This is a genomic window from Kitasatospora sp. NPDC058406, assembly GCF_042722765.1.
Lineage (GTDB): Bacteria > Actinomycetota > Actinomycetes > Streptomycetales > Streptomycetaceae > Kitasatospora.
The window spans coordinates 16,375-32,708 of record NZ_JBHXKE010000096.1; the positions used below are offsets into that span (position 1 = coordinate 16,375).

The following is a 16,334-nucleotide window of genomic DNA, read 5'->3' on the forward strand; positions in this document are numbered from 1 at the left end:
GCACCTCGGGCGGTGCACCTCGGGCGGTGCCCGCCTGGCCGCTGCCGGCCGCGCCGGCCGGGCTCGCGGACAACGCGTTGCGGGCCTCGGACGGTGCGCACCGATCCCGGGCGCGTCCTATCCCAGGCGGGTGCTGAGCAGGTCGATGACCTCGGCGGCCCGGTCGACCAGGTAGAAGTGGCCGCCGGGGAAGAGGGTGAGGTCGAACTCGCCCGAGGTGTGGGCGGACCAGCGGCGGACCTCGTCGACCGCGGCGCGGGGGTCGCTGTCGCCGAGCAGCGCGCTGATCGGCGCGGAGAGGACGGCGTCCGGACTGCCCCGGTAGCCGGCGACCGCGCGGTAGTCGCCGCGGACGGCGGGCAGGATCATCTCCAGCAGCTCCGGATCCGCCAGCATCCAGGCATCCGTGCCGTTCAACCTCTTGATGTCGGCGACGAGTTCCTCGTCGGTGGGATCGATCGGCACCCCGGCCGGCGCGGTCGGGGCGGAGCGGCCGCTGACGAGGAGCCGGGCGGGCGGGCGGCCGGCCCGTTCCAGGCGCAGCGCGACCTCGAACGCGACCAGGGCCCCCATGCTGTGGCCGAACAGGGTCAACGGGGCGTCGCTCCACGGGTCGAGGGCCGCCGCGATCTCCTCGGCGAGGCGTCCTATGTCGTCGATGACCGGCTCCGTGCGACGGTCCTGACGCCCGGGGTACTGCACCGCGACGACCTCGGCCCGCAGGTTCAGCGCGGTGGCGAGGGGACGGAAGAACGCCGCGGATCCTCCGGCGTGGGGGAAGCAGACCAGTCGGTGGGCGCCGGCCGGTGCCGGCTCGAAGCGCCGGCACCAGAGGCTGTCGAGGGTCTCGGGGAGTGTCATGCCGGGGGGTCCTTCCGGTGGGAGTGGCGGCGCGGACGCGGCGAGGCGGCGTGCCGCGGGGAGCGAGCAGCGGGTGTGATGAACGGATGTCAAGCCAGCTCAGGAGGGCCGGTCGTGATCGAGTGCCGACTTGTCATGCATGGCTGACGGTGGATCACCGCAAACCCGTCTCCTCACGATCAGTCAGAATTGGCTCGTTTCCGTGATCTGCGGCCGGCCATCCCGAGAAGCGGTTGTGGACGATAGGGCGCCCCCATACATTCACTTGAGTCATCCCGTTGATACTGAGCGCGACCGTCGGGGGAGTCCGGTCGCCGCTTCGGGCGGGGCTATTTCCCTGTGCCAGGAAACGAGGCCACTCGTGCAGTTCAGGATGCTCGGACCGCTTTCCGTCCAGGTGGACGGGCGTGAGTGTGCGGTGTCGGCACCGCGCCAGCGGGTGGTACTCGCGCTCCTGCTGATCAACGCCAACCACGTGGTGTCGGTGGACCGGATCGCGGCGGCGGTCTGGGACGGCGGACCGCCCCCGAGCGCGTCCGCGACCGTGCGCACCTACGTGATGAGGCTCCGTCAGGTACTGGGGGCGGTCGCCGGGCGGCGGATCCGGACGCAGGCGCCGGGGTACCTGATCGACCTGGCCGAGGACGAGACCGACCTCGGCCGCTTCACCGCGCACCGCAGCCGGGCCGCCGCGCACGTGCGGGCGGGCGAGCTGGAACGCGCCTCGGTCGAGTACGCGGCGGCGCTGGCGCTGTGGCGCGGCGACCCGCTGGTGGACATCCCCTCGCGCGGCCTGCGGGACGTGGAGGGCCGCTACCTGCAGGAACTGCGCCTGCAGACCCTGGAGTCGCGCCTGGACGCCGACCTCGCGCTGCGCCGGCACAACGAGATCCTGCCCGAGCTGTGGCGCGAGGTCCAGGAGAGCCCGCTGCGCGAGGCGCTGGTCAGCCGGTTGATGCTCGCGCTGTTCCGGGCCGGCCGGCAGTCGGAGGCGCTGAGCCAGTTCCAGCTGACCCGGGCCGCGCTGATCGACCAGCTCGGGGCGGAGCCGGGCAGCGAGCTGCGCGAGATGCAGCGCCGGATCCTGGCCGCGGACGACCTGCTGGGCGGCGAGGGCGGCGGCTCCACGGCCGACGGCCCGCCGCCGTGGATCGGGCGCCGCCCCCGGCCCGCCCAACTGCCGGCCCGAATAGACGTGTTGGTCGGCCGGGACGGCGAGCGCGCGGACCTGGCGCGGCGGCTCACCGCCGACGCCCTGCCGGGCGGCGCCGCCACGGTCACCGTGGTCACCGGCGCCGGCGGGGTCGGCAAGAGCGCGCTGGCCCTGCACGTGGCCCACGCCGTGCGGGAGCGCTTCGGGAACGGCCAGCTCTACGCCGACCTGGGCGGGCGGGACCACCCGGTGGAGCCGATCGAGGTGCTCGGCCGGTTCCTGGTGGACCTCGGAGTGCCCGAGGCGGAGGTGCCGGCCACCGAGGAGCAGGCCGCCCTGCTCTACCGCTCGATCACGGCCGACCGCCGGGTGCTGGTGGTGCTGGAGGACGCGCGGAGCGCCGCGCAGGTGCGCCCGCTGGTCCCCGGCTGTCCGGACAGCCGGACGCTCGTCACCAGCCGCGACCGGCTGGCCGACCTGGACGGCGCCCACATCGTCACCCTCTCCGCGTTGGACGAGGCGGCCTCGCTGGACCTGCTCGGCTCGATCGTCGGCCGCCGGCAGCCGGAGGCGGAGCCGCGCGCCGCCCGGGCGGTGGTGCGGTACTGCTCGGGCCTGCCGCTGGCGGTGCGCATCGTCGGGGCCCGCTACCTGGGACGGCCGCACTGGGACCTCGACACGCTGGCCCGGCGGCTGGCGGGAGCGCCCCGGCTGCTGGACGAGCTGAGGATCGGCGACCTCGGGGTGCGGGCCGGCCTGGAGGTCGGCTACCGCGCGCTGGGCGAGGACGCGCAGCTGCCGCCCGAGCTGCCCGATCCGGCGGCGGTGCTGCGGCTGCTCGGCGCGGTGGGTGCGGAGGACGTGGACGCCACCGCGCTGGCGGCGCTGCTCGACTGCGCGCCCTCGGCGGCCGAAGCCGTTCTGGAAGCACTGGCCGACGCACACCTGGTGCGGGCCTGCGGCGGCGGCCGGTATCACCTGGACCACCTGCTGAGGGCCTACGCCCGGGAGCGGGCGCTCGCGGAGGACCCGCCCGAGCGGTGGACGCAGGCGAAGTGCGGCGGGCCGGTCAGGCCCCACCGGCACGTCGTGAGCAGGCCGGCCGGCCCGGGCCGGCCGGATCCGCGGCCGGTCAGGTCGTGACGGCCCGACGGCGGGCCGCGGCCCGCGTTGACGTACTTGACGCATCAGGTCCTCCGACCCTTCGACTTTCCGACCCATTCCACTGAGGAGTCCCATGGCCCAGCAGGTGGCAGCCACCGACGAGCTGCTCGACTACATCCGTCAGGTCTCGCTGAGGGACGATCCGCTGCTCGCCGAGCTGCGCGCCGAGACGGCCGGCCTGCCGGCCGGCGAGGCGATGCAGGTGATGGCCGAGGAGGGACAACTACTCGCCCTGCTCGTCGGGTTGACCGGCGCGCGGTCGGTCCTGGAGATCGGTACCTTCACCGGCTACAGCACCCTCTGCATGGCCCGCGCCCTGCCACCCGGCGGAACGCTGGTGACCTGTGACATCACCGAGCGCTGGCCCGCGATCGGTGCCGGCTACTGGGAGCGCGCCGGGGTCGCGGACCGGATCGAGCTGCGGATCGGGGACGCGGTGGAGACCCTGGCCAAGCTGACGGCGGAGCGTGGACCGGAGTCCTTCGACCTCGTCTTCATCGACGCCGACAAGGTCAACTACCCCCGCTACTACGAGGATTCCCTCGCCCTTCTGCGGCCGGGCGGGCTGCTGGTGGTGGACAACACGCTCTTTTTCGGCCGGGTGGCGGACCCGTCCCACCGGGACGCGGACACCCTGGGCGTCAGGGAGCTGAACACGGCGCTGCACACCGACGAACGGGTGGAGATCTCGCTGCTGGCGATGGCCGACGGCATCACGCTGGTCCGCAAGCGCCCGTAGCGCGACGGCCCGGGCGGCGCCCTGCGGGCGGCCACCCCGAACCACGGGGGGCCGCCCGCGGCGGGCCGCGCCGTCAGCCGGTGGCCGCCAGGTCGGCGGCGACCAGCTCCACCGTCGGTGAACCGGCCCGGGGGCCGGGCACCAGGTGCAGGAACTGGACGTCCGCCGCCGCGGAGTCCCGGTCGGCCGCCGCCGTGCAGCCGCAGTCCGACTCCTCGAAGCCGGCGAAGCGGTAGGCGATCTCCATCATCCGGTTCCGGTCGGTGGCCCGGAAGTCGGCGGTCAGGTGGACCCCGGCCCGGGACGCCTGGTCGATCAGCCAGTCGAGGATGGTCGTCCCCGCGCCGTAGCTGACCACCCGGCAGGAGGTGGCCAGCAGCTTGAGGTGCCAGCTCCCGGCCCGACGCTCGACCAGGAGCACGCCGACCGCGCCGTGCGGCCCGAAGCGGTCGGCCATGCTCGCCACCAGCACCTCGTGCCCGGGATCGGAGCGCAGCTCGCGCAGCCGCCGGTCCGAGTAGTGCACGCCGGTGGCGTTCATCTGGCTGGTCCGCAGCGTCAGTTCCTCCAGCCGGGCGATGTCCTCGGCGCCGGCCCGGTCGATCCGCATCACCAGCTCCAGCGAGCGCAGGAACTCCGTGTCGGGTGCGGTGGACGCGGCCCGCTCGGCGTCCCGCCGGAAGCCCGCCTGGTACATCTCGCGCCGCCGGCGGGAGTCGGCGGTGCGGTGGGCGGGAGTGAACTCCGGCAGGTCGAGCAGGTCGGCGGCCCGCTCGGCCGGGTAGCAGCGCACCTCGGGCAGGTGGAAGGCCACCTCGGCCCGCTCGGCCGGCCGGTCGTCGACGAACGCGACGGTCCCCGGTGCGAAGTTCAGCCGGTCGGCGATCGCCCGCACCGACGCCGACTTGGTGCCCCAGCCGATCTGCGGCAGGACGAAGTACTCGGCCAGGCCGAGCTGTTCCAGCCGGGCCCAGGCCGGCTCGTGGTCGTTCTTGCTGGCCACCGACTGCAGGATGCCGCGGGCGTCCAGCTCGACGACGACCTTGCGGAGCTCCTCCGGCACCCTCACGTCGTCTCCCTCCGACAGGGTGCCCTGCCAGAGCGTGTCGTCCAGGTCCCAGACCAGGCACTTGACGGTCGCCCCGGTCGCCCCTGTCACCTCGGTCGCCTCTGTCACCCCGGTCACCGCTCCTCCCTCCCGTACGAGGCCAGCACGTGTTCGGCCAGCAGCAGGCGGCACAGTTCGCTGCTGCCCTCGATGATCTCCATCAGCTTGGCGTCCCGGTAGGCGCGCGCCACCACCGTGCCGTCGCTCGCACCGGCCGAGGCCAGCACCTGCACCGCCGTCGCGGCGGCCCGGGCGGCCTGTTCGGCGCTCACCTGCTTGGCCAGGACGGTGGCGACCACCTGCTCGGCCGAGCCGGAGTCCCAGCAGCGCGAGGCGTGCTCGCAGATCCGGGTGGCGGTCCGCTCGGCCACCAGCAGGTCCGCCAGGTGGCCGGCCACCAGCTGGTGCTCCCCGATCGGGCGGCCGAACTGCTCCCGCCGGGCGGCGTGCCCGGCGGCGGCCCGCAGGCAGGCCCGCAGGATGCCGACGCAGCCCCAGGCCACCGACATCCGCCCGTAGGAGAGCGCGGTGGTCACCAGCAGCGGCAGCGGCAGGGCCGCGCCGCCCAGCAGGTTCCCGGCCGGCACCCGGACGCCGTCCAGCTCGATGTCGCAGTGCCCGGCGGCCCGGCAGCCCAGCGGGTCGGCGATCGGACGGATCCGGACCCCCGGGGTGTCGGTGGGCACCACGACGGCCGCCGCGCCGTCCTCGTAGCGGCCGAAGACCACCAGCAGGTCGGCGTAGCGGGCGGCGGTGATCCACTTCTTCCGTCCGTCCAGCACGAGACGGTCGCCGTCCGCCCGGACGGTGGTGGACATCGCGGACAGGTCGCTGCCCGCGCCGGGCTCGCTGAACGCGACCGCCGCCAGCTGCCCGGAGGTCAGTCCGGGCAGCCAGGCGCGCTCCTGGTCCGGCAGCCCGAACCGCGCGATGGTCCAGCCGGCCATCCCCTGGGAGGTCTGCACGCTGCGCAGTGAGCTGCACAACGCGCCGGTTCCGGCAGTCAGTTCGCCGTTCTGCAGGCTGCTCATGCCGAGTCCGCCGAAGCGCTGGGGCAGCTGGGCGCAGAGCAGTCCCTCCGCGCCGAGTTCCCGCAGCAGCGGCTGCGGGATCAGCCCGGCCAGGTCCCAGCCCTCGGCCCGGTCGCCGACCGCCGATTCGATCCGGGCCAGCGCCCGGGCGAGGTCGTCAGCCATCCTGGCTCCCGGCGGCCTGCCGCAGACGGGTGACCAGGGCGGTCATCACCGTGACCGTGCGGAAGTTGTCCAGCCGCAGGTCGGCGCCGCGGATGCTGACGTCGAACGACTTCTCCAGGTGCACCACCAGCTCCATCGCGAAGAGCGAGGACTGACCGCCGTCCTTGAAGAGGTCGGTGTCGGGCTCCCAGGTGGTGCGGGTGCGGCTCTCCAGGAAGTTCAGGATCTCCTGCTGGACGGCCTCGGTGTCCTCGACGGTCCGCTCGCTGCCGACGGTGCTCATCAGTTCTCCTTCTCGTAGGTGTAGAAGCCCGAGCCGCTCTTGCGGCCGAGCTTTCCCTCGCGGACCTTCTCCAAGAGCAGGTCGCAGGGCCGGCAGCTGTCGTCCCCGGTGCGCTCCCAGAGCACCTGGAGCGAGTCGACCAGGTTGTCGATGCCGATCAGGTCCGCCGTGCGCAGCGGTCCGGTGGGGTGGCCCAGGCAGCCCTGCATCAGCTCGTCGACCGCCTCCACGCTCGCGGTGCCCGCCTGCACCACCCGGGCCGCGGTGTTGATCATCGGGTGCAGGACCCGGCTGGTGACGAAGCCCGGGGAGTCGTTCACCACCACGCTTTGCCGGCCGAGTGCGCCCAGCAGCTCGCGGACCGCGGCCATCACGGCCTCCCCGGTGCGGGGGCCGCGCACCACCTCGACCGTCCGGATTAGGCTGGGCGGGTTCATGAAGTGGGTGCCGAGCAGCTCGGCCGGACGGGCGACGGCGTCGGCCAGCTCGTCGATCGGGATCGACGAGGTGTTCGAGATCAGCGGCGTGCCGGGGAGCACGGCCGCGGACACCTCCTTGAGCAGCACGGCCTTCAGCCCGGCGTTCTCCGTGACGGCCTCGATCACCGCCCGCGCCCCGGCCAGCGCCGGGAGCGAGTCGGTCGTGCGCAGCTCGCCGGCCTCGACACCGGACGGCAGCCGGCCCATCAGTTCGGCCAGCCGCAGGCCCCGGGCGATGCCCTCCTCGGCGCGGACCAACTGCCGCGGATCGGTGTCGACCAGCGTCACGGGGACGCCGTGGCCCAGCGCCAGCGTGCTGATGCCGGTGCCCATCACACCGGCCCCCAGGATCACCAGCCCGGCCGGCGGCGGCGGTGCGGTGTCGTTCATGAGTCCTCCCCATCGTCGTGCCCGGTCCCGCGCAGGACGGCGCTCAGCCACTCCCGCACGGTGTTCGCGGTGGTCTCCACGTGTTCCTCCATCAGCGACCAGTGGTCCCCCGGGACGTCGGCGACGGTGTGCGCGCCGGGCCAGGAGGATCGCCAGTCGACGGTGCTGCCGGGGGCCGGCTCGGCCAGCGGGCTGGAGGCCCGCACCAGCAGGACCGGCGCGTCGATCGCCGGCGGCCGCCAGCCCTCCAGGAGCTGGAAGTAGCGGCCCATCGCGGTCAGCCGGGTGTCGTCCAGCGGCGCGGCCCGGTCCTCGCGTGCGAACATGCCGCTGATCAGGACGTCGTTGAACTGGGTCATCGCCCGGTCGCCGGACAGGTAGGTGTCCAGCAGCACCACGGCCGCCGCCGGGGTGCCGAGCTGCTCCAGCCGGACCGCCGCCGCGTGCGCCAGGGTGCCGCCGGAGGAGGAGCCGACCAGGACCAGCGGCCGGCCCCCCGCGCCCTCGTGCACGGTCCGGGCCTGGAAGTCGATCAGGGCGGAGAACTCCTCCGGCAGCGGCTCCCCCGGGGTGAAGCCCGGCGCGTCCAGCGCGCTGACGCCGTGGTGGCCGCGGAAGTGCGTGCCGAAGCGGGCGTACTGGTGGGCGCCGCCGAGCGCCACGATCGAACCGAAGCAGACCAGCTGTGCCCGCGCGGTGTCCTCCCGCGGCGGCTCGACCAGGTCGAGCAGCACCGGCCGGTCGGCCGCCGCCAGGAGTTCCGGGCCGGTGGCGCAGGACGGGCGCAGCGCGGACGCCAGCCCGAGGAGCCGGATGCCGGTGTCGATCCGGCCCAGCTCGCAGGCCTGTCGGAACAGCGTGCCGACCGGTTCGGCGCCGCCCGCGCCCGCCGGGCCGCCCGGGTGCCCGGCCCGGTCGGCGGCGGGTCCGGTGGCGGGGTCGGACGGCGCGAGCGCCGAGGCCAGGTCGGTGAGCAGCCGGTCGGCCAGCCGGGTCGGGGTGCCGGTGTCGAAGACCAGGGTGGGCCGCAGCGGCAGGCCGGTCGCGCCGGCCAGCCGGTTGCGCAGCTCGACCGCGGTGAGCGAGTCGAAGCCCTGCGCCAGGAAGGCGGTGTCCATCACCACGCCCTCCGCGTCGGCGTGGCCCAGCACCTCGGCGGCCTGCCGGCGCACCAGCTTCGCCAGCAGCGCGGCCCGGTCCGCCGCGTCGGCGCCGGCCAGTCGCAGCCGCAGCTCCGCTCCCGCGTCGGCGGCGCCCCGCGCGGTCCCGCCGGGGTGACGGCCCGGGGCACGGGGCGCCCGGCGCACCAGCGCGCGCAGCAGATGGGGGACGGGGGCGTCGGCCGGCGCGGTGAGGTCGAGGCGGATCGGCACCAGGGTGGTGGCGTCCGTCCCGAGCGCGGCGTCGAACAGCGCCAGCCCCTCGGCACTGGACAGCGCCGAGGCGCCGCTGCGGGTGATCCTGCGCAGATCGGCCCCGGCCAGCGGGCCGGTCAGGGCGCTGCGCTGCTCCCACAGGCCCCAGGCCAGCGACAGCGCCGGCCGGTGCTCGCGACGGCGCAGCGCCATCAGGGCGTCCAGGCCCGCGTTGGCCGCGGCGTAGGACGCCTGGCCCGGGCTGCCGAAGACGCCGGCGGCGGAGCTGAAGGCCACGAAGGCGGTCAGGTCGGCCTCGGTGGTCAGCTCGTGCAGCAGCCAGGCACCGCCGAGCTTCGGGGCCAGCACGGTGGCCAGCCGTTCGGCGGTCAGTGACTCCAGCACGCCGTCGTCCAGGACGGCGGCGGTGTGGACCACGGCGCGCAGCGGGTGCGCCGTGGGGATCGCGGCCAGGGCCCGCGCGAGGTCCCGGCGGTCCGTCACGTCGCAGGCGGTGAGGGTGACCTGCGCCCCCGCCGCGGCGAGCTCGGCGGTCAGTTCGGCGGCGCCGGGGCCGTCCGGACCGCGTCGGCCGAGCAGCAGGAGGTGCCGCACGCCGTGTTCGGCGGTCAGGTGGCGGGCCAGCAGACCTGCCAGGGTGCCGCCGGCGCCGGTGATCAGCACGGTGCCGTCCGGGTCGAACGCGGCGGCGGGTGCGACCGCTGCGGTGGGCGCGGACTCCTCCGGTTCGGTGCTCGCGGATTCGGTGCTCCTGGGCTCCGCGCCCGTGTTCTCCGTGCTCGCGGGTTCGCTCGCGGGTTCGGCGGGCCTGGCGAGCCGGGCCGCGTACAGCACGCCGTCGCGGACGGCGAGTTGCGGCTCGCCGTCGGGCAGGGCGAGCGCCGGGAGTGCCAGGGCGGTGCCCTCCGGACCGTCGGTGTCCAGCAGGACGAACCAGCCCGGGTGCTCCAGCTGGGCGGCGCGCAGCAGCCCCCAGACCGCCGCGCCGGCCACGTCCACCGGCTCGTCGCCGAGGTCCACCGCGCCGCGGGTCACCACGACCACCGGCGCGTCGGCCTTCGGGGCGGCCAGGTGCTCCTGGAGGGCGGCGAGCACGGCCGCCGTCGCGTCGAGGGCATGGGCGGCGGGGTCGGCGGCCGCGTCCGGCGCGGGGCAGGGGAGCAGCAGCAGCCGGGGCGCGTCGCCGGACGGGGCGCCGGGCGGCAGCAGGTCCCCGTCCGGTCGCAGCGCGGCCCAGCCCGGCGCGGCGGCGGCCGGGGCGGGCAGCCTGGTCCAGTCGAGCCGGAACATCGACCGGGCGGACGGGCGCAGCGGGCCGAGGGCGGCGGCGCGCATGACCAGCGAGCCGACCTCGGCCACCGGCCGGTCGTGGCGGTCGGTGATCCGCAGGCCGACGCTGTCCGTGCCGTCCGGGCGCATCCGCACCCGGAGCACCTGGTCCTCGCTGGGGCGGAGGGTGACCCGCTGCCAGCTGAACGGCAGCGGGACACCGGCCGTCCCGTTCCCGTTCCCGGGGCCGGAGTCGCCCCCGGCGGTGCCCCGGGGGCGCACGCCGACGCTCTGCAGGGCGGCGTCCAGCAGCGCCGGGTGGAGGGTGAAGCCCGTCTCCGGGGCGACCTGTTCGGGCAGCGCGACCTCGGCGAACACCTCGTCGCCGCGCCGCCAGACGGCCCGCAGGCCGCGGAACGCGGGCCCGTAGTCGATCCCGCGGGCCCGGAAGCCCGCGTAGCAGTCGGCCGGGTCGACCGGCACCGCGCCGGCCGGCGGCCAGCTCTCGCGCGCGGCGCCGGACGGTTCCGCCGGGCGGTCGCGGTCGCGGTCGCCGTGGCTGTCGCCGTCGGCCGGGCCGAGCAGACCGCTCGCGTGCAGGGACCACGGCTCGTCCGGCTCGCCGCCCTCCTCGCGGGAGTGCAGTTCGACGACGCGCTCGCCCTGTCCGTCCGCGTCTCCGACGGTCAGCCGCAGCTGGACCGTGGCGTCGGGCCCGAGGACCAGCGGCGCGGCGAGCGTCAGCTCCAGCACGCGCGGGCTGCCCAGCCGGGCGCCGACCGTGGCCGCCAGTTCGAGGTGGGCGACACCGGGCAGCAGGACGGTCCCCGCGACCGCGTGGTCGGCCAGCCAGGGGTGGGTGGCCAGGGAGAGCCGGCCGGTGCAGACCAGCCCTCCGCTGTGCGGCAGTTCGACCAGGGAGGTCAGCAGCGGGTGCCCGAGCGGGCTCTGCCCGGCCGAGACCGGGTCGCCGTCGGCCGCCGGCGCGTCCAGCCAGTACCGCTGCCGCTGGAACGGGTAGGTGGGCAGTGCGTGCGGGCCGGCGGGGGCGTCGGCGACCACCGGCCGCCAGTCCACCGGGAGCCCCCGGACGTGCGCCTCGCCGAGGGCGTGCAGCAGTCGTCGCTGCCCGCCGTCCTCGCGGTGCAGCGTGCCGAGCACCACGGTCTGCCCGACACCGACACCGACACCGACACCGGCGCCGCCGCTGGCCTCGGCCTCGGCCTCCGCGGCGGTGGCCTCGATGCCGAAGGTGAGGGTCGGGTGCGGGCTGATCTCCAGGAAGCTCCGGTGCCCCTCGGCCAGCAACTGCCGGACGGCCCGGTGGAAGTGCACGGTCCCGCGCAGGTTGCGGAACCAGTAGTCGGGCGTCAGCGCGTGCGCGGCGACCCGGCCCACCTCCACGGTGGAGATCATCGGCACACCGCCCGCCAGCGGGGTGATCCCGGCCAGCGCCGAGTGCAGACCCTCGCGCAGGCCCTCCACGGCCGCCGAGTGCGCCGCGTACTCCGCGGGCAGCCGCCAGCACGGCACGCCGTCCTCGGCCAGCTCCGCCAGCAGGGCGGCCACCTGCTCGCCGTCCCCGGCGACCACCACCACCCGGGGGCCGTTGACCGCCGCGACCTCCACCGTCGGCCGGGTGGCCAGCCGCCCGGCCAGCTCCTGCGGCGCCAGCAGCACGGTGGCCATCGCGCTGCCGCCGCTGACACCGGCCAGGGCCCGGCTGCGCAGCGCGACCACCCTGGCCGCGTCCTCCAGCGACAGCAGGCCCGCCACACAGGCCGCCGCCACCTCGCCCTGGCTGTGCCCGACCACCGCGGCCGGGCGCACCCCGTGCGCCAGCCAGAGCGCGGCCAGCGAGACCAGCACCGAGAACAGCACCGGCTGCGCGACCTCCACCCGGTCCAACGGGTCGCCGGCGCGCAGCAGTTCGCTCGGCGAGAAGTCCACGTACGCGCTCAGCGCCTTCTCGCAGTCGGCCATCCGCTCGGCGAACACCGGCGAACTGTCGAGCAGCTCGGCCGCCATCCCCGGCCACTGACTGCCCAGGCCCGGGAAGACGAAGACCGGCCTGGACGCCCCCTGCGACGCGCTGCCGCGGACCACCCGGGGGTCGGCCCGGTCCTCGGCCAGCGCCGCCAGCGCGCCGAGGAGGTCCTCGCTCCCCTCGCCGACCAGCACCGCCCGCTCGGCGAACCGGCTGCGCCCGAGCGCCAGCGCCCGCCCGACCGCGTGCGGGTCGACCGGCGGCGCGGCGGACAGGTGCTCGAACAGCCGGGCCGCCTGGGCCCGCAGCGCCTCCGGGGTCCGCGCCGACAGCGGCCAGCCCGCCGGCCGCCCGGACGGCGCGACCGGTCCGGTGGCGGGCTCCGGCGGCGCGGCCTCCAGGATCACGTGCGCGTTGGTGCCGCTCGCCCCGAAGGAGGAGACCCCCGCGCGGCGCGGCCGGCCGGTCCGGGGCCAGTCCCGTGCCTCGGCCAGCAGCTCGACCGCGCCGTCGCTCCACTCCACCTGGGCCGAGGGGCGGTCCAGGTGCAGGCTGCGCGGCAGCCGGCCGTGGGTCATCGCCAGCACCGTCTTGATCACCCCGCCGACGCCCGCCGCGGCCTGGGTGTGGCTGATGTTGGACTTCAGCGAGCCCAGCAGCAGCGGCCGGTCCGCCGGCCGGTCCTGCCCGTAGGTGGCGAGCAGCGCCTGGGCCTCGATCGGGTCGCCGAGCCGGGTGCCGGTGCCGTGCGCCTCGACCGCGTCCACCTCGGCCGCCGTCAGGCCCGCGTCCGCCAGCGCCGCCCGGATCACCCGCTGCTGGGAGGGGCCGTTGGGCGCGGCGATGCCGTTGCTGGCACCGTCCTGGTTGACCGCCGAGCCGCGCACCACGGCCAGCACCGGATGGCCGAGCCGCCGGGCGTCGGAGAGCCGCTCCAACAGCACCAGCCCCACGCCCTCGCCGAAGCCGGCACCGTCCGCCGCGTCCGCGAAGGGCTTGCACCGGCCGTCCGGGGCCAGGCCCCGCTGGCGGCTGAAGCCGACGTACAGGCCCGGCGTGGACATCACGGTCACCCCGCCCGCCAGCGCCAGGCCGATCTCACCGGCCCGCAGCGCCTGGCAGGCCAGGTGGATCGCCACCAGCGAGGACGAGCAGGCGGTGTCCAGGGTCACCGCCGGGCCCTCCAGGCCCAGCGTGTACGCGATCCGGCCGGAGGCGATGCTCGGCACGCTGCCGGTGCCCAGGAAGCCCTCCAGCTCGGCCGGGACGCTGCGCAGCCGGGCCGCGTACTCGTTGTACATCACCCCCGCGTAGACGCCGGTGGCGCTGCCGCGCAGGGTGTGTGGGTCGATGCCGGCCCGCTCGACCGCCTCCCAGGAGGTCTCCAGGAGCAGGCGCTGCTGCGGGTCCATGGCCAGCGCCTCGCGCGGGCTGATCCCGAAGAAGCCGGGGTCGAACGCGGTCGCGTCGTGCAGGAAACCCCCCTCGCGGGTGTAGAAGGTGCCGGGGGTGTCGGGGTCGGCGTCGAAGAGCCCCTCGATGTCCCAGCCGCGGTCGGTGGGGAAGCCGGAGACCGCGTCGCGCTCGGCGAGCAGCAGCTCCCACAGGTCCTCCGGCCCGCGCACCCCGCCGGGGTAGCGGCAGGCCATCGCGACGATCGCGACCGGCTCGCCGGCCCGGTCGGTCAGCCGCCGGTTCTCCTCGCGCAGCCGTTCGTTGGCGAGCAGGGAGGCGCGCAGGGCCTCGACCACCTCGTCGGTCTGCATGGTCTTCTGCTCCCTCTCGGACGTCGGCCGCGGGTCGGCCGGTGGTACGGGTGCCGGTGGTACGGGTATCGGCGGGATCGCCGCCGCGGGGCTGTCAGGCACGGTCGCCGTCCATCGCGAGGCGGACCAGGTCCGCGACGTCCATGGCGCGGATCGCCTCCTGCTGTCCGGGATCCCCGTCGGCCGGGTCGGCGGCGTCCGGGTCGGCGTCCGGGGCGGGCTCGGCGGACGCCGGCTCGGCGAGTGCCAGCAGGCTGTCCAGCAGCCCGGCCGAGCGCAGCCGATCCAGCGGGACGGCGGCCAGCAGCCGGCGGACGTCGGCCTCCCCGCCGGCCGGGGCACCGGCCCCGGACGGCGCCGGGACGGCGGGCAGCAGCCGCTCGGCCAGGTGGTCGGCCACCGCGGCCGGGCTCGGATAGTCGAACACCAGCGTGGCGGGCAGCCGCAGGCCGCTGGCCGCGTTCAGCCGGTTGCGCAGCTCCACCGCCATCAGCGAGTCGAAGCCGACCTCCTTGAACGCCCGGTCCGGGTCGACCGCCTGCGGGCCGTCGTGGCCCAGCACCTCGGCGACCCGGGCCCGGACCAGCTCGACGAGGGCGGTCAGGCGCTCGTCGGCGCCCATCACGGCCAGCCGGCGCCGGAGCGAACCGGCCTCGGCCGCGTCGTCCCCGGCGGCGATCCGCCGGGGCAGTGCGCGCACCAGCGCGCGGAACAGCGCGGGGACACCGGCCGCGCCGGTCTGCGCCCGCAGCTTCCCGAGGTCCAGCTTGACCGGCAGCAGCAGCGCCCGGGCCGAGCCGAGCGCGGTGTCGAACAGCGCCAGGCCCTCCTCGGCGGAGATCGCCGCCACCCCGCCCCGGTCGAGCCGGCGCAGGTCCGTCTCGTCCAGCCGGCCGGTCAGGGCGCTGCGGGGCTCCCACAGGCCCCAGGCGAGCGACTGCCCGGCCAGTCCGGCGGCCCGGCGCTGCTGCGCCAGGGCGTCCAGGAAGGCGTTGGCCGCCGCGTAGCTGCCCTGGCCGGCGCTGCCGACCGTGCCGGAGGCGGAGGAGAAGAGGACGAACGCGGACAGGTCCAGCCCGCGGGTGAGCTCGTGCAGGTGGAGCGCCGCGTCGACCTTCGGCCGCAGCACCGGGTCGATCCGCTCCGGGGTCAGCGACTCGACGACGCCGTCGTCCAGCACGCCGGCCGAGTGCACCACGGCGGTCAGCGGGTGCTCGGGCGAGACGCCCGCGAGCAGCTCGGCCACCGCGGCGCGCTCGCCGAGGTCGCAGGCCGCCACCGAGGCCCGCGCGCCGAGTCCGGCCAGTTCGGCCGCCAGCGCCACCGTCGCCGGGTCGTCCGTGCCCCGCCGGCTCGCCAGCAGCAGGTGCCGCACACCGTGCGCGGTCACCAGGTGCCGGGCGACCAGCGAACCGAGCACCCCGCCCGCGCCGGTCACCAGGACGGTGCCGCCCTCGGCGGGCGTGAAGGCCGCAGGTTCGGCCGCCGGTACGCGGGTCAGCCGGGCGGCCAGCACCGCGCCCCGGCGCAGGGCCAGTTGGGGCTCGTGACCGGCGGCGAGCGCGGGCAGCAGGGCGGGCAGCGCGGCCGGGTCGTCGGTGTCCACCAGCACGAACCGGTCCGGGTGCTCGGACTGCGCCGAGCGGACCAGTCCGCGCACCGCCGCCGCCGCGAGGTCGGCGACGCCCTCGGCCTCGTCGACCGCGACGGCCGCCCGGGTGGCCAGCACCAGGGTCGACTCGGCGCGGTCCTCGTCCGCCAGCCAGGTCTGGAGCAGCCGCAGGGTGTCGGCCAGCGCGGCGCGGACGCCCGCCGGGTCCTGCCCCGCCGGCGCGCAGTGCACCAGAACACCCGCAGGCGCCGCGGCGGCCGGCGGCAGCGCCGCGCCCAGCTCGACCGCCGCCCAGTCCGCGGCCGGCGCGGCGGCCGGCTCCAGGGCGACCTGCTGCCAGTCCAGTTGGAAGAGCGAGTCGCCGGCCGGTCGCGCGGCGCGCAGCGCGGCCAGCTCGACCGGGCGGATCACCAGCGACTCGACCGAGGCCACCGGGCGGCCGGTCGGGTCCGCCACCGTGATCGCCACCGAGCCGGTCGCGTCGTAGGAGAGCTTCACCCGCAGCACGGTGGCGCCCGCCGCGTACAGCCGCACGCCGGTCCAGGCGAACGGCAGCCGTGCCGTGCCCGGCTCCTCCTGCTGGTCGGCGCCGTCCTTCGGCACCAGCCACAGGCCGTGCAGCGCGGCGTCCAGCAGGGCCGGGTGCAGGCCGAACGCGGCCGCCTGGCCGTGCTGGTCCTGGGGCAGCCGCACCTCGGTCCAAACCTCGTCCCCGCGTCGCCAGGCGGCGGTCAGGCCCCGGAAGGCGGGGCCGTAGCCGTAGCCGAACGACTCGAAGCGCTCGTACAGGCCCTCCACCGGGACGGGCTCCGCGCCGGGCGGCGGCCACGCCGCCAGGTCCTCCTCCGGAGCGCTCGCCGGTGGTGGGGTGGTGAGGGTGCCGGTGGCGTGGAGGGTCCAGGTGGTGGTGTGTTCGGGGCGGGAGGAGATGGTGAGGGTGCGGTGGTGGGT

General features: G+C 76.1%; 9 protein-coding genes. 2 read left to right on the top strand and 7 right to left on the bottom strand.

The features are described 5' to 3' along the window. Positions 1–117: 117 nt before the first annotated feature. On the bottom strand, positions 118–861 hold the full coding sequence (locus ACFWOG_RS20230) for a thioesterase II family protein (RefSeq protein ID WP_380360014.1): 744 nt from the start codon (positions 859–861) through the stop codon (positions 118–120). A 361-nt stretch (positions 862–1,222) separates the two neighbouring features. Here ACFWOG_RS20230 and ACFWOG_RS20235 point away from each other — a divergent pair, with 361 nt between their 5' ends. Together ACFWOG_RS20235 and ACFWOG_RS20240 are read left to right on the top strand one after the other, a co-directional pair. Beyond that, on the top strand, positions 1,223–3,157 hold the full coding sequence (locus ACFWOG_RS20235; RefSeq protein WP_380360016.1) for a BTAD domain-containing putative transcriptional regulator: 1,935 nt from the start codon (positions 1,223–1,225) through the stop codon (positions 3,155–3,157). 94 nt (positions 3,158–3,251) lie between these two features. Then, the gene (locus ACFWOG_RS20240) at positions 3,252–3,917 is read left to right on the top strand and encodes an O-methyltransferase (RefSeq protein ID WP_380360018.1); all 666 of its coding nucleotides are present in this window, start codon (positions 3,252–3,254) and stop codon (positions 3,915–3,917) included. A 73-nt stretch (positions 3,918–3,990) separates the two neighbouring features. Here ACFWOG_RS20240 and ACFWOG_RS20245 read toward each other — a convergent pair whose 3' ends face one another. The 6 genes from ACFWOG_RS20245 to ACFWOG_RS20270 form a co-directional block, all read right to left on the bottom strand. Next, entirely contained in the window at positions 3,991–5,103 is a 1,113-nt protein-coding gene (locus tag ACFWOG_RS20245) for an HAD-IIIC family phosphatase (protein WP_380360020.1), read from the bottom strand. After that, on the bottom strand, positions 5,100–6,221 hold the full coding sequence (locus ACFWOG_RS20250; protein ID WP_329875219.1) for an acyl-CoA dehydrogenase family protein: 1,122 nt from the start codon (positions 6,219–6,221) through the stop codon (positions 5,100–5,102). The genes ACFWOG_RS20245 and ACFWOG_RS20250 overlap by 4 nt, the downstream gene beginning before the upstream one ends. Then, a complete protein-coding gene (locus ACFWOG_RS20255; protein ID WP_355405959.1) occupies positions 6,214–6,504 on the bottom strand; it encodes an acyl carrier protein in 291 nt (96 codons plus the stop codon). The genes ACFWOG_RS20250 and ACFWOG_RS20255 overlap by 8 nt, the downstream gene beginning before the upstream one ends. Next, positions 6,504–7,373 (bottom strand): 3-hydroxyacyl-CoA dehydrogenase family protein, encoded by an 870-nt coding sequence (locus ACFWOG_RS20260; protein WP_355405958.1) that lies wholly within the window; start codon positions 7,371–7,373, stop codon positions 6,504–6,506. The genes ACFWOG_RS20255 and ACFWOG_RS20260 overlap by 1 nt, the downstream gene beginning before the upstream one ends. Then, complete coding sequence (locus ACFWOG_RS20265) at positions 7,370–13,771, bottom strand: type I polyketide synthase (protein ID WP_380360023.1); 6,402 nt, start codon at positions 13,769–13,771, stop codon at positions 7,370–7,372. The genes ACFWOG_RS20260 and ACFWOG_RS20265 overlap by 4 nt, the downstream gene beginning before the upstream one ends. Positions 13,772–13,865: 94 nt before the next feature. Beyond that, positions 13,866–16,334: type I polyketide synthase (locus tag ACFWOG_RS20270; RefSeq protein ID WP_380360025.1), on the bottom strand; the 2,469-nt coding region annotated here is incomplete at its 5' end.